Here is a 23,050-nt window from a genome sequence, read left to right on the forward strand (position 1 = left end):
GCGTTCAAACCGCAGATTCTTAAGAGATAGCATTTGAACTGCGGTTTTTATGTCTTTGCCAAGAGCTTAAAGAAAATATATTCTTATACAAAACTATTTTTGCGAAAAACGTAATACTTCACCGTCTTACTAACGATGTAGTAGATAACGCACTTAAACGTAGCAAGCAGTTGTACTGGTTAAAATATATACCATTGGCGCCGGTGACTATTGCTGCCTGACTTTTAACCATTCTGGAGGAACACCTATGGATCTACATGCCGTCATCGGCCAATTTTTCAACGAAAAGGGTGAAATTGTTTTACGCCCTGAACTCACATTGGCTGGTATGTGCGAAGTGCTCTACCAGGCCGAAGCAGCAGCAGGAACCACTGATCGCACCTGCTTGAAGTTCTGGGACTATGCAGCAGCCCGCGAAGGTGAAGTGCGCAGCTTCACCCGCAAAGAAATCAATACCCGTATTAAGGCCGTTGCAGCGCGTCTCCAACAGATTGGCACCATTGGTGACCGCGTTGTCATTCTTGCCAATAACTCACCAGAATATATTTTCTCCATGCTCGGCGCCTTGTATGCAGGCATGGTCCCAATTCCGCTTTATGATCCAAACGAACCAGGACACGCTGATCACCTCAAAGCGGTGATTGGTGACTCCGAGCCAAAAGTTGTGCTGACCAATAGCACCTCGGCTGCAGCAGTTCGCGCATTTTTCGCGCATCTGCCAGGCTCCCAGCGCCCACGCATTTTAGCGGTGGACGCATTGCCAGATTCCCTGGCAACCAGTTTTGTCAATCCACTGCAAACCGAAGCAGCACAGCAATTACTGGCAACCAGCAAGATCTCCCCAGTCGAGATGACCGCATTTTTGCAGTATACCTCCGGTTCCACCCGCACCCCAGCTGGTGTGGTACTCACCAACCGCTCGATTCTGACCAATGTCTTGCAAATTTTTGTTGCCACAAAGCTGAAGAATCCTTTGCGATTGGTGTCATGGTTGCCACTCCACCACGATATGGGCATTATCTTGGCGATGTTTATGATCATCTTGGGACTAGACATGGAGTTTATGGCGCCTCGTGATTTCATTCAGCAACCATCTCGCTGGATTCAACAAATCCGTCGTCGCAGCGAAAGCGACGTTAATGTGTATACCGTTGTGCCAAACTTCGCGCTCGAACTGGCAGCACGTTACGGTAAACCAAATGATGATCGCGGCATTGATTTGAGCAATCTCGACGGATTGATCATAGGTTCTGAACCGGTGACCGAAAAAGCTCTTGAAGCCTTCTTGGGTGCCTTTGGTGAGTACAATTTTGATCCAAGCGTGATTCGACCATCCTATGGTCTGGCAGAAGCATCCTTACTGGTGACCACCCCACAAACGGATCGTCGCCCACTGATTACTCATTTTGATCGCGATGCGTTGGCAGAAGGCAAAGCCGTTGTCGTAGAAAAAGGCCAACACTCAGTGGCCTTTGCGTCCTGCGGGCAAGTAGTGCGACCACAATTTGCCACCATTGTGGATCCAGAAACTCGCGCAGAGCTACCAGACGGTGTCGTTGGTGAACTGTGGTGCCACGGCGATAATATGGCAGCCGGCTACCTGGATCGACCAGCCGATACTCAAGAAACCTTCCGCAACACTTTGGGTGAGCGTCTTGCAGAAGGCTCCCGCGTAGTAGGTGCGCCAGATGATGATAAGTGGATGGCAACCGGTGACCTTGCGGTGATTCTTGATGGTGAAACATATATCACAGGACGCCTGAAGGATCTCATCATTATCGCGGGTAGAAACCACTATCCGCAGGATATTGAGTTCACTGTCGATCTAGCTTCTGAACATGTGCGCCCGGCTGCTGTCGCCGCATTTGCGATTCCAGGCGACGACGTCGAAAAGCTCATTATCCTTGCAGAGCGTGACCTAGAAGCCACCCCGGCAGGCGATGCGCAGGCAATTGAGCAGATTCGTGCTGCAGTGGTTGCCGAACATGGTGTGGTACCAGCAGATATTCAAATTCTGGCGCCAGATGAAATCGCGCGTTCCTCGGCCGGCAAGATTGCGCGCCGAGTAAATAAGAAGCGCTACTTGGAGCAGTAATTTCCACAAACACCAACGTGCACAGGAGGGAGACTTTCTGTGCACGTTGGTGTTGGAGGCCCAGGTTTTACGACGTGAATTGGGTGGACGGTTGGCGTCGTCAAGCAAGCGAAGGCCGGAGATTATGCGATAAGTGTTAATTCTCACGTGAGTGTTACGTTTGTGACGCCTGTGGCGATATAGAATAGGAAAGTCAAAGAAAGTATTGTAGGTTCGCTGTCGTCTGTCTCGACGGTCAGAGGGCACTGCATGCCGAATCTGCGCAGGACCAGTGAGAATACGTCACACGCGACTGGGCAACGATGAAATAAAGGTAGCCGAATTCATGGAAGAACACGTGAACGAGACGAACACACGCATGAGCGTTGACCAACTGCGCGGTTGGCTACGAGATTGGGTGATCGCCACCACGGGCCTACCACGCGAAGAAATTACCGATGAGCAGCCAATGCAATCATTCGGGCTTTCTTCACGCGATGTCGTGATCCTGTCGGGTGAGCTCGAAAACCTCCTTGGCGTGCATCTCGACGCCACCATCGCCTACGAATACCCAACCATTGCGGCCCTGGCGAATCGCCTCGTGCATGGAGCTGCGCCGAAAACCACCGTGTTGAGCACCGAAGATCTCACCATCACGGATCAGCGCGCGCCAGAGCAGCACGATATTGCAGTTGTGGGCCTGGCGGCACGCTATCCGGGTGCGAATAATATCGACCAAATGTGGAGCATGCTCATCGAGGGGCGTGATGGTGTAGGTCCACTGCCAGTTGGACGCTGGTCGGAATACGCTGATGATCCCGTCACCAGCGAAAAGATGAAGAATCTGAACCTGGCCGGCGGCTACCTCGATGACATTGCCTCCTTCGACGCCGAATTCTTTGGGCTCTCACCACTCGAAGCTGTGAATGTGGATCCACAACAGCGCGTGATCCTTGAATTGACCTGGGAAGCCCTCGAGCACGCCCACATCCCGGCATCATCGCTGAAAGGCGCTGCCGTTGGCGTGTACATGGGTTCCTCGAACAACGACTACGGCATGCTGATTAGCTCTGATCCTGCCGAAGCCCACCCATACGCGCTGACCGGAACCGCAAGCTCAATCGTTGCCAACCGTGTTTCCTACGCCTTTGACTTCCGCGGGCCATCCATTGCCGTAGACACCGCCTGCTCCTCCTCGTTAGTCTCTGTGCACCAAGCAGTGCGCGACCTGCGCGAAGGTGCCGCCGATGTGGCCATCGCCGGTGGCGTCAATATTCTTGCTGCACCATTTGTGTCCACGGCCTTTGGCGAACTGGGCGTATTTAGCCCAACCGGGAAAGTGCATGCATTCTCTGACGACGCTGACGGCTTCGTGCGTTCCGACGGAGCGGGCGTGCTGGTGCTGAAGCGGGTTGGGGATGCTTTGCGAGATGGCGATACCATCTATTCCGTTATTAAGGGATCTGCCGTTAATTCCGATGGTCATTCCAATGGCTTAACCGCGCCAAACCCAGACGCACAAGTGGACGTATTGCGTCGGGCGTATCGTGACGCGGGAGTGAATCCGCAACTGGTTGACTACGTCGAAGCGCACGGCACCGGCACCATTCTTGGTGACCCGATTGAAGCCACCGCTATCGGTACCGTCTTAGGTAGAGGTCGCAGCGTGAGCGAACCAGCACTGCTAGGTTCTGCGAAAACTAACTTTGGTCACACGGAATCGGCCGCAGGTGCTGCCGGTTTGATTAAAGTCGTGCTTGCTATGATGCATAACGCATTGCCGCCATCATTGAATTTCCAGGCGCCGAATCGCTACGTTGATTTTGATGCTGAGCGCATTGAAGTGGTGGAAGACCCACGTGAATGGCCAGAATATTCTGGCAAGAAACTCGCTGGCGTTTCTGGTTTTGGTTTTGGCGGCACGAACGCTCATATTGTGCTCAGCGCATTTGACGCTGCAGACTACGCGCCACAACCTGAGCGCACACCAGCGCTGAAGGATGCAGCGCTGGCCTTGCCGATGAGTGGACTGCTGCCATCACGACGACGCCAAGTAGCTGCATCAATGGTTGATTTCCTTAATAGGGATTCTCAGGTTGATCTCATCGCCCTTGCCCGCTCCCTCTCCCGCCGCAACCACGGCCGCTCCCGCGCGGTGGTCATGGCCGCTGACCATGCCGAGGCAGTCAAGCGCCTGCAGTTGGTGGCCGATGGGAAGGTCAGCCAGGGTATTGCGGTGGCGGATAGCCCGGCAAGTTCTGGCCCGATTTTCTTGTATTCGGGATTCGGTTCGCAGCATCGCAAGATGGTGAAGGATTTAGTGGCTGCCGCACCAAGTTTTAAGGCTCGGTTGGAAGAACTTGACGAGATTGTGAAGTTTGAATCCGGCTGGTCCATTTTGGACATTGTTGCTGATGACGAACAAACCTATGATACCGAAACCGCACAGGTGGCAATTACCGCGATCCAGATTGCGTTGACTGATTATTTGGCAAGTCTGGGGGCAAAACCTGCCGGTGTGATTGGTATGTCGATGGGTGAAATCGCAGCAGCATACGCGGCAGGTGGCTTAAGTGCTGCTGATGCCATGCTGATTGCCGCACATCGTTCCCGCCTGATGGGTGAAGGCGAGCGTTCCTTGCCAGAAGATCAGCTCGGCGCGATGGCAGTTGTAGAGTTCTCTGTGGCAGAACATGATGCGTTTATTGCAGAACATGACGAGTTCGCCGGCATTGAGCCAGCGGTGTATGCCGGACCTGGTATGACGACCGTTGGTGGTCCACGCCCAGCTGTTATTGCCTTGGTTGAGCATCTAGAAGCACAAGAAAAATTTGCGCGTTTACTCAACGTGAAAGGTGCCGGCCATACCAGTGCCGTGGAGCCGTTACTTGGGGAACTTGCTGGCGAAATTGCAGGTATCCAACCACTTCCATTGCGCGTACCACTATTTAGCTCGGTGGATCGTGGCGTGGTGTACCAGCCAGGAGCGGTGGTCCACAGCGAGGATTATTGGATTCGTTGCACGCGTCAACCAGTATGGCTGCAAGACGCCACGGAACAAGCATTTGCCGCAGGGCACTCCATGATTGTGGAAATCTCACCGAACCCGGTATCGATGATCCCACTGATGAACACCGCCTTTAGCGTCGGCAAGCCAGATGCGCAGCTGCTATTCGCCCTGAAACGAAAAGTACCAGCGACGCAATCACTGGTAGAACTACTGGCGAAACTCTATGTTGCAGGTGCGCCAATTGATTTTGCGGCTTTGTACGGTGCTGGTCCGCGTGTGGACGCGCCGGGTGTGCCGTGGAAGAAACAACACTATTGGACCACCGCGCGTCCAGCCACCGGTGCGCGCAATCAACTGCTGTCTGCCAAAGTCACGATGCCGGACGGGGCAGTGGTGTTTACCGCGCAAGCCGACCAAGTGGCATCCCCATACCAGCTGCTCGAAGGCGTGATTGCGGAATTGGATCCGCAGGCGACTCTGGTCGCAATGGAAGAACGACGCATCTTGCCGCCAAGTGGGGAACTGACGGTGGTCACCACGCGAACCCTTGGTGGAATTGCGCTGTCCATTTATGAAGTGGGTGCGGCGGGTACCACGTTGGTGATTGAGGCGTTTGCGTCGACGTTGGGGGAGGGGACGGCGTTGGCCGAACCTCTATTAAGGAAATCGGAGAATGAAAAGGCTGTGACCTCGGCTGATGCGTCAGGCCCATTTGACGATGCATTCACCGACGCATCTTTGAAGTGGGATCCAACCAGTGGGGAAACCGTTGAGGCCCGCATGCGCGCAATCGTGTCGGAGGCAATGGGATACGATATCGAAGATTTACCGCGCGAACTGCCGCTGATTGATCTCGGCCTGGATTCCCTAATGGGCATGCGTATTAAGAACCGCATTGAGCACGACTTCGATCTGCCAAGCCTCCAGGTTCAAGCATTGCGCGACGCGTCGGTTGCCGATGCGGTTGCGATGGTCGAAGAATTGGTGCAGCAGCGTACGTCGGATGGCACATTGCTTGACGACGCTGCGGAGGTTGCGGATGCTGGTGCTGTCGCGGAGGCCGTGGAGCCTGCTGCCACGGAGGACGCTGAGCTTGCCGGCGGGGACGCCACCGAGGACGCCACCGTCGCCAAGCCTGCTGCGCAAGGTGTTGGTGTGGCCCCACGTGATGCCTCCGAGCGTCTAGTATTTGCCACCTGGGCTGGAATTACCGGCGCTGCCGCAAATGGTGTCACCAGTGAGCTGCCAAGTATTAGCGAAGAGATTGCCGCTCAGATTGCCGAGCGCTTAACGGAACGCTCTGGTGCCACGATCACTACTGCAGATGTGCTTGCCGCGACGAGCTTAGAGCCATTAAGTAATTTGGTTCGTGAAGGTCTGGAACGAGAAGTTGAAGGCAATATTCGAGTCTTGCGTCCGCGTCCGGAAGGCTCAGTTGCACCGGCAGTCTTTATGTTCCACCCGGCGGGCGGCTCATCGGTGGTGTACCAACCATTGATGCGCAGGCTTCCAGCAGACGTGCCGGTGTATGGCGTTGAGCGTCGTGAAGGCAGCTTGGAAGACCGCGCGGCTAACTATCTGGATGAGATTCAGCACTATGCGGCAGGCTTCCCAGTGATCCTGGGCGGCTGGAGCTTCGGCGGTGTGCTGGCCTACGAAGTTGCCTATCAGCTGCGCAATTCCGGCGTGAAGGTGGAAACCATCGCGTTGCTCGACACCGTGCAGCCGGAGCATCCGGCACCAGATACCTTGGAAGAAACCAAGGCCCGCTGGCAGCGCTACTCGGCCTTTGCCAAGAAGACCTATAATTTGGACTTCCCGGTACCATACGAGCTGCTCGAAACCGCTGGTGAAGATGCGTTATTGGCGATGATGGCAGAGTTCTTGTCCACCACCGATGCCTCTGAGCATGGCTTATCGGCAGGCGTGCTGGAGCATCAGCGGGCGTCGTTTGTGGATAATCGCATTCTGGATACCATTGATATGCGTAGGTGGGCAGATGTCGACGTGCCGGTCATGCTGTTCCGTGCGGAGCGCATGCACGATGGCGCAATTGAGCTTGAGCCAGCGTATGCCAATATCGCCTATGATGGCGGCTGGGCTGCGATTGTCAGTGATCTTGAGATTTATCAGCTCAAAGGCGATCACTTGGCGGTTGTCGACGAACCAGAAATTGGTAAAGTTGGGAAAGCGCTCACCCAGCGAATTGCAGAAATTCAGAGCAACAACTAAAAGCATCAAGGAAAAGAAACGTCATGAGCCTAGGTTCCACAGCTGAAAAACTCGCGGATTTGCGTGCCCGTCTTGAAAAGGCACAAGATCCGGGCAGCGAGCGTGCGCGCGCCAAGCGTGATGAAGCTGGTCGTTCCACCCCGCGCCAACGCATTGCGCGCTTGTTGGACCCAGGCTCATTCGTTGAAATTGGTGCGTTGGGACGCACCCCAGATGAACCAGATGCGCCATACTCCGATGGTGTGGTGACCGGCTATGGGCGTATCGATGGTCGTCCGGTGGCCATTTATGCACACGATAAAACGGTATACGGCGGTTCTGTCGGCGTGACGTTTGGTAAAAAGGTCTGCGAAGTCATGGATATGGCGATCAAGATCGGTTGCCCGGTTATTGGTATTCAAGATTCCGGCGGTGCCCGCATTCAAGATGCCGTGACCTCGCTGGCGATGTACTCAGAGATTGCGCGTCGACAATTGCCGCTGTCGGGACGCAGCCCACAGATTTCCATTATTATGGGCAAATCTGCAGGTGGCGCGGTGTATGCGCCGGTCACAACCGACTTTGTGATCGCGGTGGATGGCGAAGCTGAAATGTACGTCACGGGCCCTGCCGTTATTAAGGAAGTTACCGGCGAAGAAATTACCTCCGCAGAGCTCGGCGGCGCGCGTCAGCAGGAGCGTAACGGCAACGTTTCCTACGTGGCAATCGATGAGGAAGACGCCTTTAATTACGTCCATGACCTCCTCGAGCGCCTGCCGCTGACCTGCAACGATCCAGGCCCGGTGTTCTACAGCCCAAGTGACGAGGAAGTCGCGCACACCGCCAGCCTCGACACTTTCATGCCTGACGACACCAACGCTGCCTACGACATGCACGACCTGCTCGCGCAGCTTTTCGACGACGACAACATCCAAGAAATTCAGGCAGGTTTTGCACCCAATATGATCACCGCCTTTGCTCGCGTCGATGGCCGATCAGTGGGTGTCGTCGCCAACCAGCCACTGGAATTTGCTGGATGCATTGATGCCGATTCGGCAGACAAAGCCGCCCGATTCATTCGAATTTGCGACGCCTATAACATTCCGATCATCTTCGTTGTTGATACCCCAGGCTATTTGCCAGGTGTGCAGCAAGAGCAGCAAGGTTTGATTCACCGCGGCGCAAAATTAGCATTCGCACTGGTAGAAGCCACTGTGCCAAAGATTTCCTTAATAGTGCGTAAAGCCTATGGCGGCGCATATGCAGTTATGGGTTCGAAAAACCTCACCGGCGATATTAACTTGGCATGGCCAACTGCTCAGATTGCTGTGATGGGTGCTGCTGCTGCCGTGGTGATGATCCAGGGCAAGCAACTCGACGCCGCCCCACCAGAGCAGCGTGAGTATCTGAAGAAGATCTTTATGGACTTCTACGACGAGAACATGACCAGCCCTTATGTTGCCGCTGAGCGCGGCTTCCTCGATGCCATGATTGAGCCAAGCCAGTCGCGCCTGGCGCTGCGCCAAGCATTGCGTCAGCTGGAAACCAAGCGCGAATACGATTTGCCGAAGAAGCATACGATCGCGCCGATGTAGGCGAGCGTCGCGTTGGCGTGGTTGATGGCTTGCTGCGCCCGCCTGCGCGGCCTGGGCCGGCCTCCGACTGCTTGCCGCTGCCGCTGCGCCCACCTGCGCCACACCTTTTGCGCTGCGCCGACCTGCGCCCGTGTGAGCTTGGTGATAGCGGCATGTGTTTTGTGGGATAGTCGTCAAAAATGCTGGGCTGTGAGTGTAAACTCAAAAAGAAAACTGCCTATGAAGGAGTGTTTTCGATGAAGGTCGTCCGCATTCAAGACGCCACTGGTACACCACGGTTTGCAACCCTTGATGACGAAGGAACTGCCCACCTCCTCACCGCTACTACCTGGGAAGAAATCCATGCAGGTACCACACTTAGCGGTGAAACAGTCGCTGCCGCAGAGGTGCAATTGCTGCCAGTGGTTGCCCCAAGCAAAATCATTGGTATGGCAATGGCGTATCTCCAAGACCCAAATGCCACCTTCCAACCAGGCGTCGACCGCGACCCATTCTTCTTCCTGAAGCCACCATCGGCGATCATTTCCCACGACGATGCCATTGAAGTGCCAGCAATTGCAGCAGGTGCGGTGTTTGAATCAGAATTGGCGGTGATCGTCGGCAAGCGTTGCAAGGCTGTCAGTGCTGAAGAAGCCTTGGACTATGTTGCCGGCTACACCATCTGCAATGACATGTCGGCGCCAGTTGTGATGACAGGCGATGGGCAATGGTCGCGCGGCAAAGGGTTCGATACCTTCTGCCCAATCGGGCCGGTCGTGGAAACTGAGCTTCAGAATCCAGAAGACACCCGCATCGTTGCCACCCTTACTCGCGACGGCGAAGAGCTTAAGTTGGTAGATTCCACCACCGCAAAACAGATTTGGTCAGTTGCGCAATCCATTGCCTATGCCAGCGAATACATCACGCTTGAGCCTGGCGACGTGGTGTCCATGGGCTGCCCACCAGGGCCAATCCCAGTGCGTGATGGTGATATTGTGACCATCACGCTGGATGGGATTGGGACACTGCGTAATCCAGTCGTGCAGTTGTAATGAAGGTGGGTGCCGGGAAATCCGGCACCCACCCGCCTTTATTACTGGTTAAAGGTTTGCGCGTGAAGTGCGCGACGAAGGTGATCGTGTTCCTCGAGCAAAATGCGTCGTAACGCTCCTGGGACATCGCCGCTCAAGAACTCGGTGGTGCGATCGAGCGTCTCAGGAGAATGCGGGAACAGGCCGCGGATCAGGCGGTTTGCGATCTCGATCGGGTGATCAGCCCACAGGGACGACAAGGCGGCGAAGAAGCGATCGGTATGATCCACGTGCTGGTGGAGCAACGGTGCCTTGTAGGCAGCCAACAGACCATCGACCTCATCATTGGAATACGCGCCAGGGGTTTGGAGCAGGTCAAAGATCTCGTCCTTATGCGCAGGCACAGGGGCGGCAAACTTTGCGCGCATATGGGCAACAGCGCCGGTCAGCGTATGATCCGCCGCAAGCTGCTCATCCAACTCCGACACAGTAGTAGCACCCAGTGTTGACAAGCTGGTCAGCACTGCCCAGCGGATCGAAGGGGAAAGCACCAAACCATCCAACTCACCAGCGAGAATCTGGCGCAACTGCGTTTGCCATGTAGGATCAGTTGAACTTGCTGCAGAAATGAAGGCCTGCGCAAACAGCAACTGGTGGTCCGAACCGGCCGGCTGCTGCAGCAACAACTCCCACAGTCCGGCAGTCAAGCGCTGGAAGGTGACTTTGCGCTTGTGCTCTGGCAAGAAATGGGTGATCGCGAAGGCGGTGTTGGCGAGCATTTGGGTGCAGAGGGCGGGTTGGGTTTCCTTGGCGATATGCGCCAAAACCTTATTAAGGAAATCGTCGACTGGAAGCGCGGCATCGCGGGTCATATTCCAAAGCGAGGACCACACGACTGCCCGCACCAAAGGATCAGACAACGTGGATAAATGACTATCGAGCGTGCGCAACGACACCGGATCCAGCACGACTTTTGCGTAGGTGTGGTCGCTACTGTTGATGACAATCAGGTCTGGGGTTGGCAGGCCGCTGGCTTCGGTGATGATTGTGCCTTCGCCGGAGAGGGTGGCGTCGAAAAGCGCGTACTCGGAGAGGGCGTCGGTGGCAGGATCGATGCGGTATAAGGCGACGTCGAGGCGGTGCGGGCGAGTGCTCGTGGCCGAAGTTTGGGTGATGCCAAGGGTGGTGATGGTGCCGTCGGCGTGGGTGAGTTCGGCGGTGAGGACGTCCGGGCCGGTGGTTTTGAGCCAGCGCTGGGACCAGTCGGATAGGTCTTTGGTGGTGTGGCGCTGCAGGACGGTGAGCAGATCGTCGAAACTTGCCGACCGGAAGGCGAAGGTTTGGAAGTACTCGCGCGCGGCGGCGTAGAACTCCTCGCGGCCGACGTAGTGGACCAGCTGCTTGAGCACGGACGCGCCCTTGGCGTAGGTGATGCCGTCGAAATTTTGGCGAGCGGCGTCGACGTCAGGGATGTCGGCCTTAATAGGGTGCGTGGTTGGCAATTGGTCCTGCATTAAGGCCCACAACTTGCGTGAGCCGGCGAAACTTGCCCAGGCAGAGCTAAACCGCGTTGCGGCCACGGAGGCGTCGGCGCCCATGAACTCGGCGAAGGACTCTTTGAGCCACAGATCGTCCCACCATTTCGGGGTGACCAGGTCGCCGAACCACATGTGGCTCATCTCGTGCAAAATGGTGTTCGCGCGGGTGGCGTGCATCGCGTCGGTGACCGGGGAGCGGAAAATGTAGTGCTCGGTGAATGTCACCAAGCCAGGGTTTTCCATCGCGCCCAAATTGTATTCCGGCACGAAAATGGAATCGTACTTGCCCCACGGGTACGGGAATCCGTAGGCCTGATCAAAAAAGTCCATGCCCTGCTTGGTGACAGTTAGAATCTCATCATCGACGAACTCGGCCATCGACGCGCGTGACCACACGCCCAAATCCACCACAGCGCCGGAAGGCGACACCCACTGGTCGCGCTTGACGACGTACGGGCCGGCGGCGAAGGCGGTGATGTACGTTGACAGCAGCGGAGTCTTATTAAAGAAATGACGGCCATTTTCGCAGGTCACCTCCGGCTGGTTCGACAGCGCCACCCAGCCATCCGGCACCTGCATCGACACCACAAAATGCGCCTTCAAATCCGGCTGATCCACGCAAGGATAAATCCGGCGCGCATCCGAAGGCTCAAGATGCGAATACAAATAGGTCTGATTATCCGAAGGGTCCACAAACCGGTGCAAGCCCTGGCCAGAGCGAGAATAATTGCTCAGACCAGCGACAAAAATTTCACACGGCTGATTCGTTGGCACCGCGAACTCGATGCGAGAACCCGAAAACTGAAAGTCGACAGGCTGCTTATCGACGCGGACCTCTGTCACCTCAGCGCCGAGGTAATCGAGAAACAGCGTTGGGGAGGAGGAAGTCAGGGTCAAGGTGACCTCGACCGGGAACACGTCCCTATTAAGGACTTCGCGGAGATCGAGGTTGAGGTGATAGGTATCGAGGGATAAAGAAGCGGAGCGGAACGAGGCGTCGGAGAAGGTGAGATTGGCGGATGTCATAGTCATTAACATACTGTATTAAGGAATTAAGTGGGAAACTGCAGGTGGTGGCGTTGGAAGGTTTTTGAGTGCCGCTGATGAACGTCGGGAAACTAGGCGTATTTCTTGAAGCGGTGTTCTCTACGATGGGGTGCTGGCTGAAAAGGGCAGAATTAGGGTCGACATCAATTAGACGAGGAAAAGACTCATTTGGTTCCGCGATATATCTCACGTCGAGTTCAGTTGAAGCGCGAATCGGAGGCTGGTTTGATGGTGCTATGAATTTGATCGAACAGTACGCAGCGCTGGCTCCACAAGGAGTGGGATTGCTGCGCGCGATCAAAGAGGCCGGGTACACGGTTACTGAGCTAGCCGACGCGATGGATATTTCAACTACCAGGGCATCGGCAATGCTGAGCACTATTAAGGCGTTGAAGGTGCGGGACTTGAAGGCGGCTGAAAGGTACCGATACAGCGTCGATAGGCTGCATGAGATTGCAAGTGTGCATCGTCGGGTGAAAAATCCGGAAGTAGACATTGCGAAGTTGCGCAGTGAGCTTATTAAGGAATGCGCGGGGTTGACGCACCGGGAGCTGCGGAAGCATATTCGGGAACTGGCGAAGAAGCTGAACGAGGGGCACGTGCCGACGCGGGCGTGGTATTTGCGGTATTCGGCAAATGAGGATCATGATGGCATGAAGTATTTGATTGCCAAGATGCCGGCGGAATATGTGGATCGGCTGCGGCACACGCTGACTCCGCAAGCTCGGGCGATGGCGGCGCAACATCAGGCAGTCAGTGAAGCTGAAGGATATGCAAAGGCGTTGATGAGCCGGGTATTAGGGGCTGGGGAGGCGCTGGAGAGCGTCGAGAAGCAGGAAAATCCGAGGAATCCGCTGGATTTGCGGCATCGGCCGTGCTTCTTGTTGCCTATTAAGGACGCGCACATGCTGGAGACGGGGCAGGTCGTGAATAGTGATGGCGTTGTGCTGGATATTAAGGAACTTGTGGATGCGAAAGTGCATGAATTTGGATTTGCGGTGACGTGTTTTAATGATCGCAACGGGGTGCCGCGGGCGCAGCAGGTGTTTGATATACAGCGGCTGGCGGATCACAGCGATCGATTCTTGACGATTATTAATCACCTGGTGTGTCAGCACGCAGACTGTGATACGCCGGCGGTGCGGTGCGAAATGCATCACATACAGGCATTTTCGCGCGGTGGGGAGACTTCGTTAGAGAATTTGTGTCCGCTGTGTCGAAGGCATAATTTGGAAAATGATGATGATCCTGAGCGGCCAAAACATGGGCGCGTTATTAAGGACCCGAAAACCGGATTAACCTGGTTCTACGACTACAAAGGTAGAACCAGGCGAAATCGGCATGCGGCGCAGGAGTTCAACGCGATGGCGAGTAGCAGGAGAATGTTGGAGTAGGCGGGTGGCCTTTAATAAGGCCGCAACTCTTGTGATTTCTTATTAAGGAAAAAGTACGCGAAGACGCGCCAACCAACGAGCAGTAAGCAAGACATTAGGCTCGCGACAATCACGAATGACCAGTGTGGGATGGCGGAGTGGCGAATACCCCAAATGATTAAGCCGAACAGTGCGGTTACAGCCCAGACGAAAATACCGTCGGTAATCTTTGTGCCTTCAATTTTTTGAAAGAGAAACTTTGCGTTGCCGACGAGTACACCCAGTGCAAATGGCCACCACGTATGAAGGACAGCGAGTGGTTCAAGGCCGCCGTGTGCAAGGCGAGCAAGCAGGGCAAAAAATAGGATTATGACTAAATCAATTGCAAGGGTTTTCATGTAAAACTCGTTTCTGGTCGGCGCTACTGTAACTTTGAATCGCTCGTAATGAAATCCTGCGCTTTCATACCACCATGAGCAACTGAAAAGAAATATACCAGCCAACCGATCGCAGTGATGAGAGCAAACGACAAAATTCGGTAGACGACCACTACACTAAAAGCTCCAGCAGCAGTCATACCGACTGCAACGAAGCTCGCGGTCATGGCGGCTTCAACTGGTCCAATGCCGGCAGGCGTGACTTGGGCAGTGCCGACGATCTTTGCTGTGACGAAAGCTAACACAACACCCATGAATGTTGTGTTATTAAGGACCGGTTCGGTGCCAGGCAACACACCAGTGACACTCCAGACGCAAATCCATACAGCAAAGATTTCAAACAGCCAGTTCATGAGGCTTAAGAGAGAAATCCATAAGAATTTTCGAAGACTTAAGGACACCGCTGAAAGTTGTTTGAAACTTTCCTCGACGACAGTGATCATCGGGTGAACATCGCGGTTGAGAGCGTTGCCGATGGCTTCAATTACCTTAATAAAGAATCGGGAGGCTGGCTGTGGGTGTTTCGCAATCCACCAGACAAGGGCAGCCAAGCTGGCCATTAACAGGGATGAACTGATCAGTGGTCCGATTGAAAAAGTGGCGCCGAAAAAGACAATTGCAAGGATGCCGAGGCCGATCAACCATGTCGTCGATAAGGCGCCCGAGACGATGATGAACCAGGATGAGATGACTGAGCTGACTCCCCACCTGCGGATCGTGCGGAATTGGTACATCGTCGAGATGGCGGCGCCGCCGGGGAAGCTCGAGGACCATGAATTTGCGATGAACGTTAGCGCGAGAGTTTGTGTGACGCGGAGTCGATCGCCGCCGACGCTCAGCAGCAGGCGCATGACTTCTGCCATTGCCCATAAAGAGAGCAGGATCAGAGCGAACGCGCCAAGCAGGCTGAAAGGATCGGCTTGCAGCATTTGTTGGTAAGCGTCAGCAAAGAACGGCAGTTTATTGCGCAGTAAGAAGACCGCTGCGCAGATGATCGCCAGCGGTCCTAAAAACCGAACCCACTTATTAAGTAACAGGTTAGCCTTCTTCTTTGAGTCGTTTGAGCAGCTCACTGAAAGGAACGAGCTCTTCATCTTCCGTGACCAGACGACCGCTACGACCGGCGATTGTACGGTCAATGACCTTAGCTTTCTTAATAGGAGTTTCTTTTTCAGTCGCAGTGGCCTCCGAAGGTGATTCCGCAGGCGCAGCAGCCTCCGCAGTAACCGGTTTGCTTGCCTTCAACGGCTCCGGAATATCATCCGCAGGTTTTGGAATTACAGCGGTATCGTCATTCGTTTTTGGCTTCACAAATGCTGACTGTGGAATGCGAACAGCGCCATTTTCGACGTGCAACTGGTCGCCGCGCAGAGCTGGTGCAGGTGCGGCGCCGTGAGGGAGAGCGACGACGAGATAGTCGGGCGATTCCTTCTCATCTATTAAGGAATCTTGTTCGGATTCATCGGTGACTTCAGTAGTTGCTTCCTCGTTGGAATCTGGCTGAGTGGTGGATTCCGCAGATTCGGCTTGCAGCGGTATTCCGGCTGATTGCGGTTGTGCAGCATGGCCCAAATATCGCGATGTTTTCTTAATAAAGGTTGGCGCCCACCAGTTGTCCTCACGCAGCAAGTGCATGACGGCAGGCACTAAGAGCATACGGATGAAGGTGGCGTCGAAAAGCAGGGCGAAGATCATGCCGAACGCGATGTATTTCATCATCACGATGTCGGAGAAGCCAAAGGCGCCGCAAACCACGATCATAATTAAGGCGGCGGCGGTGATAATACCGCCAGTATGGGCGGTGCCTTCCTTAATAGAGGAATCGGTGGATTTGCCCTGCTCGCGCGCTTCCACCATCCGCGAGAGCAAGAATACCTCGTAGTCGGTGCTCAGCCCGTAAACGATGGCCATGATCAGCACGAGCACGGGGCTCATGAGCGGGCCGGCGCTGTAGCCGAGCAGCTGCCCGCCGATGCCGTCGACAAACATGGCGGTCAGGATGCCGAGGGTGGCGCCCATGCCAAGGATCGTCATGATGATGGCCTTCGCCGGCAGAATCATCGACCCAAAAACCAGCGACATCAAAATAAACGTCGCAACAATCACATACAGCGCCATCCACGGCAGCTTGTCAAACAGCGCCTCGACCGACTCGACCTCCAGCGCTGGCGTGCCTCCGATGTACAGCTGAACGCCATCAGGTGGTGCAATATCGCGCAATTGCTTGACGACGAATTCATGGTACTTGCGGTCTGTAATACCAGCCGCCAGGATCGTGGTGCCGTCCTTTGTTGGGGCAGTTGGTGCAAACCGGCCGGTTAAGCCCGGTATCGCATTGGCCTGCTGCACGATACTGACCAATTGTTCATTGGTCGCGTTGGTCACCACGAGCTTAATAGGCTCGGTGCGGAAATTCGGGAAGGTCTCATTAAAGTGCGTCTGGGCGCTACGAACCGTATGGGCAGGTGGCAGATAGGTTTCGTTAATACCGCCGAATTTAATGCCCGCAAGTGGGGTGGTGAAAATGATCAAGCCAACCACGATGGCCACGGTATACAAGCTGGCCTTGTTCATGGCGCGCGCTGGGATGCGATACCACAAGGAGCTGGCAAGGTTGGTGGTGGAGACGTGAGTGCGTCGTAACGCAAAGGCGTTGATGCGGGTGCCGACGAGTCCGAAAATTGCCGGTAACACCGTGACCGATAGCAAAGCGGCCAAGCCAACCGCGCTCATTGCTCCATACGCGACCGACTTTAGAAAGGCCTGCGGGAAAATGAGGAGGCCAGAAAGGGCAACAGCAACCATCGCGGCGGAAAATACCACGGTCTTGCCGGCAGTTGCGGTTGTCGTGCGCACGGCCTGCTCGACCGAAGCGCCCTGGTCCAGCTCCTCGCGGAAACGCGACACCATGAATAATCCATAATCGATCGCCAGGCCCAGCCCCAACAGCGTCACGACAGACTGGGCGAACACATTGACCTGCGCAAAACCAGCCAACACCGACAACACGCCAAGCGAACCTAAAATCGACAAGCCGCCCACAATCAACGGCATGAACGCCGCAATCACCGAACCAAAGACGAACAGCAGCAACAAACCAACCGCAGGCAAGGCGTACAGCTCGGCGCGGTGGATGTCGCCAGACATGCCGGCATCGAGGGCGTCAGCGACTGCGGTGGCACCCGCGAGCTCGACGGTTACGCCGGGGAAGGTGGGGGAGAGGGAGGGGAGGATGGTGCGGAAGTCTTTGAGGGTTTGCTCACCATCTCCTATTAAGGAAATAGCGGCAAAAGCCGTGGTCCCGTCCTCGGAGCGCAACGCAGGGGTGCGCTTCTCGAAATAGCTCGTGATTGACTTGATTTGCTCAGGGTGGCTGACCTTGAGTTTTTCCAAAAATTCCTTAATAGAGGAAAATTGGGCAGACTTCTCGATGCCTTGTTCATCCCGGAACAACAAAATCACGTCGCCCCGACTATCCCGCCCAAAGGTCTCGGCTTCAATTATTGCTGCCGCGGTCGAGGACGAGCCGGGGTCGTCCCAGCCTTCTTGGCTGAGTCGATCTCCGAGCTGCATGCCGAAGCTGACATAAAGCGCCATGATCGTGGTGATGATCACCAGCGGCACTATGCGGCGGTGGCGGTAGGCGAATGCGCCCCATTTGTGGAACATGTTTTTCCTTGGGTTTAGCTACGGCTGTTGAGCAACGCGGACAGTGGCCTGAATGGTTGCAGCCAGGCGCCGGTGCTTGGCAGTGAGTCAAGGCTGATGCGTGGCAGTGGATCGCGGAAAACTCCAGGGATTTCTTCGAGATCCACAAAGTTGAGGTTTTCGCTGGTCACGGCCCAAGAGGCGTGTTCGTGGAATCCCAAAACTGTGACTCGCACGCCTGCGTCGGCAAGCTGTTCGAGGGTGTCGCGGAAGTTTTGGCCGTCGGCAGATGCAACCACCACACCTTGCAGCACGCCTTCTGCGTGACGACGCCGAATGTGGTCCAGCATATCGGGATCAACATCGGTATCGTCATTGACTTTTGGCTTGGCGAACACGGCGAAACCGATATTTCGCAAAGCTTCGACCCAAGGGCGAATCGCGTCGGCACCATCGTTGGTGACGTTGGTAAACACTGTCGCCTCGGCCTCAACCCGAACTTTGGTGTGGTGGCTCAACTCGCCGGCTTTTGCCAGCAGCCAGCGACCCACGGCGTCGAAACGCGGGCGATGAGAGGCTTGTGGGCGGCCGCCTAAAATGGAGCCGAGTCCCATGTCGATATTTGGGGCGTCCCAAACCAGCAACAAGGTGTTTTCGGCGGGAATGCCGGGACCACCTGGGGTGAAGCTGGTGTCGAGGTCGTAGTGCAAGCTGCTGGAGTCAGTGGTTGTCATGAGCGTTTACTCCAGAGAAATTCAGTAATGACATGGTCTTTCTTCAAGCCCTTGCCTTCAAATTTGGTAATAACCTGGCGATCCGTCAGCTGTGGGCACTCTGGCCATGGCCAAGGGTGGAACTCTAATTGCTTTTCGACGTGGGTAAGGTCGGTGATCCACTCGGCGTAGTCAGCGTGGTCAGTTGCGACGTGCAAAATGCCGCCTGGCTTGAGTCGAGAAGCAATGAGGTTCAACACACCAGACTGCAAAATGCGGCGCTTGTGGTGACGTGCTTTTGGCCATGGATCCGGGAAGAAAATACGCACACCATCGAGGGACTCAGGGGCGAACATGCGGGTCAAAACCTCGACACCGTCACCACGGATCATGCGAATATTTTCAATCTCACCACGCACAACAGCGCCCATGAGCTTGGCCAAACCAGGCTTATATAATTCGCACGCAATAATATTGGTATCGGCTTCTAAAGGAGCCATTGCCGCAGTTGAGGTGCCGGTGCCGGAACCAATCTCAAGGATTGTGCGAGCACCTTCACGATTAAACCAGCTGGCGACGTCGATACGCTCATTGCTTAAGACTTTGCCAAGACGTGGCCAGTGCTCAGCCCACATGGCGGTTTGGTTGTCGGTGAGGGTGCCGCGGCGGAAACTGACCGTGCCGAGGCGTGGGTAATCGAGGTCGTTGTTGAACTCGGCGTTGAAATCGGTTTGAAGCGGGCGTCCGGTTGGGAGCTCGCCAATTTGGGTATCAGAATTATCGGAAATAGACATCCTTATTATTCTGCCTTGTTGCGGTATTAAGCACAATATTCCTATTAAGGAAATTCCGTTTTGATGCTGGTGAACACGGTGGGCACGGTGAGCAGGGTGGTGGAAGTGTGATGGATGTGCGATGGATGTGGGAAATATTGCTGTTTGTTGGTGATTATGCAGCGTTGATGTTGATTGATGTGCGATTCGTGTTGATTTATGTGAGTTCATGACCGTGTGTTGGAGGTTTTGACGTTGGTTTATGACCGAAGTTGCGGATAGTAGATGCGCGAGGCGTCATTTTTACCCCTATTGTCGGGTAAAAAACGTAGGTTGAGAATTGTCACACTCGGGGTGGAGGCCGGTATAACAGGGCAGTGGTAATGACATTTGTGCAGGACACGACCGAATATGCCACATCTAGGGGCGCGTTGTGATGTTTGTTACTGTCTGGTTTTGAGTTTTCAACCGCTTGAAACTGAGTAATCTTGGTTGGTGGAAACACTACTCGATACACGTCGCATACGTCAGGAGAAATGATGTCTAACGTGGTAATTAAAGGCCTTGTAGGCGAGGCTCCAACCAAGAATGAGAAGCTGCTGCAGTGGATCGCTGAGAACGTTGAAATGTTCCAGCCAGATCGCGTTGTCTTCGCAGACGGCTCCAAAGAAGAATGGGACCGCATGACCAGTGAGCTGGTTGAAGCTGGTACCTTGATCCGTTTGAACCCAGAGAAGCGTCCAAATTCCTTCTTGGCACGTTCGAACCCTTCTGACGTTGCTCGCGTCGAATCCCGTACCTTCATCTGCTCTGAGAATGAGGATGGTGCTGGCCCAACCAACAACTGGTATGACCCAGCCAAGATGAAGGAAGAACTCACCGGCCGTTTCACCGGCTCCATGCGTGGCCGCACCATGTATGTTGTGCCTTTCGCAATGGGTCCACTGAGCGCAGATGAGCCAAAGATCGGTGTTCAGCTCACCGACTCCGCATACGTTGTACTTTCCATGCGCACCATGACCCGCATGGGCCAGGCTGCTCTCGATCGTCTCGGTGACAATGACTTCGTTCGTTGCTTGCACTCCGTTGGTCACCCACTTGCTGAGGGTGAAGCAGATGTTGCATGGCCATGCAACGACGAGAAGTACATCACCCACTTCCCAGAGACCAAGGAAATCTGGTCCTTTGGTTCCGGCTACGGCGGAAACGCAATCCTTGCTAAGAAGTGCTTCGCGCTGCGTATCGCTTCTGTCATGGCAAAGGAAGAAGGCTGGATGGCTGAGCACATGCTCATCCTGAAGCTCACCAACCCAGAAGGCAAGAACTACAACGTCGCAGCTGCATTCCCATCAGCTTGCGGCAAGACCAACCTTGCTATGATTACCCCAACCATCCCAGGTTGGAAGGCTCAGGTTGTTGGCGACGATATCGCTTGGATCCACTTCGGTGAAGACGGCCACCTGTACGCATTCAACCCAGAGAACGGCTTCTTCGGCGTTGCACCAGGTACCAACTACAAGTCCAACCCAATTGCAATGCAGACCATGGAGCCAGGTAACACCCTGTTCACCAACGTTGCACTCACCGATGACGGCGACGTCTGGTGGGAAGGCATGACCGATGAGCCACCTGCACACCTCATCGACTGGCATGGCAACGACTGGACCCCAGAGTCTGGCGTAGATTCTTCTCATCCAAACTCTCGTTACGCTGTTCCATTGGATCAGTGCCCAATCATTGCACCAGAATACGACGATCCAAAGGGCGTGCGTATCGACGCAATCCTGTTCGGCGGCCGTCGTCCAGACACCGTTCCATTGGTAACCGAGACCTTCTCTTGGAATCACGGCACCATGGTTGGCTCCCTGCTCTCCTCCGGTCAGACCGCTGCTGCTGAAGGCGTTGTTGGCGCACTGCGTCACGACCCAATGGCTATGCTGCCATTCATCGGCTACAACGCTGGTGAGTACCTCCAGCACTGGATTGACATGGGCAAGAAGGGCGGCGACAAGATGCCAAAGATCTTCCTCGTCAACTGGTTCCGCCGTGGCGAAGACGGTCGCTTCCTGTGGCCAGGCTTCGGCGACAACTCCCGTGTTCTCAAGTGGATCGTTGACCGCATCGAGGGCAAGGTTGAAGCTCAGCCTACCGTTGTTGGTAACACCGCGCGCGTTGAGGACCTCGACCTCTCCGGTCTTGAGGGCTACAGCACCGAAGATGTTGCTGAGGCACTCACCGCTCCTGCAGAGATGTGGGCAAAGGACCTCGAGGACAATGAGGCATACCTCAAGTTCCTCGGCGATAAGGTTCCAGCTGAGGTCTTCGAAGAGTTCGAAGCTCTGAAGAAGCGCATCGCAGACGCAACCGCTTAAGCATAATAAGTTTGCATAAAAACCCGCACCCTTTTTGGGTGCGGGTTTTTATTTGCCCCGAAGATGTGCACACAGCCGTGATGCGCAAGCACTGAATCCGACGATACGATCGGCAGTCAGCTACTTGGAGCTTGCATGAGAAGTAGTGTTGCGCAGGTTTATACAGCTTACGGCAGTTGCTTGACGACGCGCCGCCGTCCGCAGCCTCCCGCACGTCGTAGCGTAGGCACCGCCCAGGCACCGCGCACACATCGCCCCCTATAACCTGGCCACACCCAGCGCTTTATCCTTCAATTCCAGGCTCAGCGATCCTTTTTCTGAACGACAATCACAAGATTGGACGTGAAAAATTCCCTTAATAGGGGAATGTGGATAATCCACCACGCCCACCACGGATGATACCTTGGGAAAAACGTCACAGCGTGCTCATCACGTTGTTGGTTTCCCCATTTCAACCCGGCTTTTGCGCTAACGGCAAACAAAGAAGTGCCGAAGATGTTTTTCGGAAGGCGATGGTGGCGTTGCTGGTAGCGTCGTAAAGCATAGGTGCCGCCGAGGTAGTGTGCCCAAAAGCCGGTTTCATGGCCTCCAAAAGGCCCAAGCCAGACGGTATAACTGAGCACCATCAGCCCGCCCGGCTTGCAGACGCGCAACATCTCATCTGCCATGCGCCAAGGATGCGGCACGTGCTCGGCGACATTCGAGGAATACACGATGTCCATGGAATTATCGGCGAACGGAAGCGCCATGCCATCGCCGCGCACCGCGTTGGGAATCGTGATGCCGGCTGCTGCCATCTCGCCTACGTCTGGCTCGAGCGCAATATAGTGGGCGTCGTGGCTGGCGAAGGCATCGGCGAAATAGCCTGGTCCGCCGCCGACGTCGAGCACGCGCGCGTTGGCCAAGCTGGTGTGGGAGAGATCGTGGCGCAGGTCGGCAAGTAGTTGGGCGGTGTCGCGGGCAAGGAGGGAATAAAACATTGCCGGCGTGGTTTGTTCCACCCTGACTGCCTGCAGCAATTGCCAGGATCTTTGCAAGGTGGCATGCTTGGCACACCGAGGCAGCCGCGTGCTTCGAGGCAGCCGCACGCACCCGCGCAGCCGCGCACCAACCGTCAGCAGCTGGGCACACCGAGGCAGCCGCGAACCCTGCCCTCGAAACCGCCCTCCAGCCATACGAAACCGAGCACCAAGCATACGAGAACGGATGAATTGCGGCAGACTGACCATATACTTACTTTAACCGATCT

13 protein-coding genes are annotated in these 23,050 nt (G+C 55.2%); 6 read left to right on the plus strand and 7 right to left on the minus strand.

From position 1 onward, the window contains the following. Positions 1 to 247: 247 nt before the first annotated feature. The 4 genes from NXS99_RS06375 (at position 248) to NXS99_RS06390 (ending at position 9,921) form a co-directional block, all read left to right on the plus strand. Positions 248 to 2,095: a FadD32-like long-chain-fatty-acid--AMP ligase gene (locus tag NXS99_RS06375; RefSeq protein ID WP_259287827.1), complete on the plus strand. Its 1,848-nt coding sequence runs from the start codon at positions 248 to 250 to the stop codon at positions 2,093 to 2,095. A gap of 325 nt (positions 2,096 to 2,420) precedes the next feature. Continuing rightward, entirely contained in the window at positions 2,421 to 7,316 is a 4,896-nt protein-coding gene (pks13, locus tag NXS99_RS06380; protein ID WP_259287828.1) for a polyketide synthase Pks13, read from the plus strand. A 23-nt stretch (positions 7,317 to 7,339) separates the two neighbouring features. Then, complete coding sequence (locus NXS99_RS06385) at positions 7,340 to 8,890, plus strand: acyl-CoA carboxylase subunit beta (RefSeq protein ID WP_259287829.1); 1,551 nt, start codon at positions 7,340 to 7,342, stop codon at positions 8,888 to 8,890. 236 nt (positions 8,891 to 9,126) lie between these two features. Next, positions 9,127 to 9,921, plus strand: coding sequence for a fumarylacetoacetate hydrolase family protein (locus tag NXS99_RS06390; protein WP_259287830.1), 795 nt, complete (start codon positions 9,127 to 9,129; stop codon positions 9,919 to 9,921). A gap of 41 nt (positions 9,922 to 9,962) precedes the next feature. Here the strand turns inward: NXS99_RS06390 and pepN are convergent, their stop codons facing one another. Continuing rightward, on the minus strand, positions 9,963 to 12,476 hold the full coding sequence (gene pepN, locus NXS99_RS06395; protein ID WP_310593307.1) for an aminopeptidase N: 2,514 nt from the start codon (positions 12,474 to 12,476) through the stop codon (positions 9,963 to 9,965). A 245-nt stretch (positions 12,477 to 12,721) separates the two neighbouring features. Between pepN and NXS99_RS06400 the strand changes: the two genes are divergently transcribed. Continuing rightward, on the plus strand, positions 12,722 to 13,879 hold the full coding sequence (locus NXS99_RS06400) for an HNH endonuclease (protein WP_259287831.1): 1,158 nt from the start codon (positions 12,722 to 12,724) through the stop codon (positions 13,877 to 13,879). A gap of 11 nt (positions 13,880 to 13,890) precedes the next feature. Here the strand turns inward: NXS99_RS06400 and NXS99_RS06405 are convergent, their stop codons facing one another. The 5 genes from NXS99_RS06405 to trmB are packed head-to-tail and all read right to left on the minus strand — an operon-like array spanning position 13,891 to position 19,450. Beyond that, positions 13,891 to 14,256, minus strand: a complete 366-nt coding sequence (locus NXS99_RS06405; protein ID WP_259287832.1) for a DUF3054 domain-containing protein — start codon at positions 14,254 to 14,256, stop codon at positions 13,891 to 13,893. A gap of 23 nt (positions 14,257 to 14,279) precedes the next feature. After that, on the minus strand, positions 14,280 to 15,389 hold the full coding sequence (locus NXS99_RS06410) for a YbhN family protein (RefSeq protein WP_396124830.1): 1,110 nt from the start codon (positions 15,387 to 15,389) through the stop codon (positions 14,280 to 14,282). After that, positions 15,334 to 17,964 (minus strand): MMPL family transporter, encoded by a 2,631-nt coding sequence (locus NXS99_RS06415; protein ID WP_259287834.1) that lies wholly within the window; start codon positions 17,962 to 17,964, stop codon positions 15,334 to 15,336. Before NXS99_RS06415 ends, NXS99_RS06410 begins: the two co-directional genes overlap by 56 nt. A gap of 14 nt (positions 17,965 to 17,978) precedes the next feature. Continuing rightward, complete coding sequence (locus tag NXS99_RS06420) at positions 17,979 to 18,677, minus strand: NYN domain-containing protein (protein ID WP_259287835.1); 699 nt, start codon at positions 18,675 to 18,677, stop codon at positions 17,979 to 17,981. Then, positions 18,674 to 19,450 carry a tRNA (guanosine(46)-N7)-methyltransferase TrmB gene (gene trmB / locus NXS99_RS06425; RefSeq protein WP_259287836.1) on the minus strand — a complete coding sequence of 259 codons (777 nt, stop codon included), beginning with the start codon at positions 19,448 to 19,450 and terminating at the stop codon, positions 18,674 to 18,676. The genes NXS99_RS06420 and trmB overlap by 4 nt, the downstream gene beginning before the upstream one ends. Before the next feature lie 518 nt (positions 19,451 to 19,968). Here trmB and NXS99_RS06430 point away from each other — a divergent pair. Next, positions 19,969 to 21,801: a phosphoenolpyruvate carboxykinase (GTP) gene (locus NXS99_RS06430; protein ID WP_259287837.1), complete on the plus strand. Its 1,833-nt coding sequence runs from the start codon at positions 19,969 to 19,971 to the stop codon at positions 21,799 to 21,801. Between the two features lie 302 nt (positions 21,802 to 22,103). Here NXS99_RS06430 and NXS99_RS06435 read toward each other — a convergent pair whose 3' ends face one another. Then, the gene (locus tag NXS99_RS06435) at positions 22,104 to 22,802 is read right to left on the minus strand and encodes a class I SAM-dependent methyltransferase (RefSeq protein ID WP_259287838.1); all 699 of its coding nucleotides are present in this window, start codon (positions 22,800 to 22,802) and stop codon (positions 22,104 to 22,106) included. Positions 22,803 to 23,050 lie beyond the last annotated feature (248 nt).

The organism is Corynebacterium sp. HS2168-gen11 (genome assembly GCF_024834075.1).
Taxonomy (GTDB): Bacteria; Actinomycetota; Actinomycetes; order Mycobacteriales; family Mycobacteriaceae; genus Corynebacterium.

Coding starts and splice junctions, on each gene's coding strand:
- NXS99_RS06390 (WP_259287830.1), top strand. CDS start 9,127: ATGAAGGTCGTCCGCATTCAAGACGCCACTGGTACACCACGGTTTGCA.
- NXS99_RS06430 (WP_259287837.1), top strand. CDS start 19,969: ATGTCTAACGTGGTAATTAAAGGCCTTGTAGGCGAGGCTCCAACCAAG.
- trmB (WP_259287836.1), bottom strand. CDS start 19,450: ATGTCTATTTCCGATAATTCTGATACCCAAATTGGCGAGCTCCCAACC.
- pks13 (WP_259287828.1), top strand. CDS start 2,421: ATGGAAGAACACGTGAACGAGACGAACACACGCATGAGCGTTGACCAA.
- NXS99_RS06375 (WP_259287827.1), top strand. CDS start 248: ATGGATCTACATGCCGTCATCGGCCAATTTTTCAACGAAAAGGGTGAA.
- NXS99_RS06410 (WP_396124830.1), bottom strand. CDS start 15,389: ATGAAGAGCTCGTTCCTTTCAGTGAGCTGCTCAAACGACTCAAAGAAG.
- NXS99_RS06400 (WP_259287831.1), top strand. CDS start 12,722: ATGAATTTGATCGAACAGTACGCAGCGCTGGCTCCACAAGGAGTGGGA.
- NXS99_RS06385 (WP_259287829.1), top strand. CDS start 7,340: ATGAGCCTAGGTTCCACAGCTGAAAAACTCGCGGATTTGCGTGCCCGT.
- NXS99_RS06415 (WP_259287834.1), bottom strand. CDS start 17,964: ATGTTCCACAAATGGGGCGCATTCGCCTACCGCCACCGCCGCATAGTG.
- NXS99_RS06420 (WP_259287835.1), bottom strand. CDS start 18,677: ATGACAACCACTGACTCCAGCAGCTTGCACTACGACCTCGACACCAGC.
- pepN (WP_310593307.1), bottom strand. CDS start 12,476: ATGTTAATGACTATGACATCCGCCAATCTCACCTTCTCCGACGCCTCG.
- NXS99_RS06405 (WP_259287832.1), bottom strand. CDS start 14,256: ATGAAAACCCTTGCAATTGATTTAGTCATAATCCTATTTTTTGCCCTG.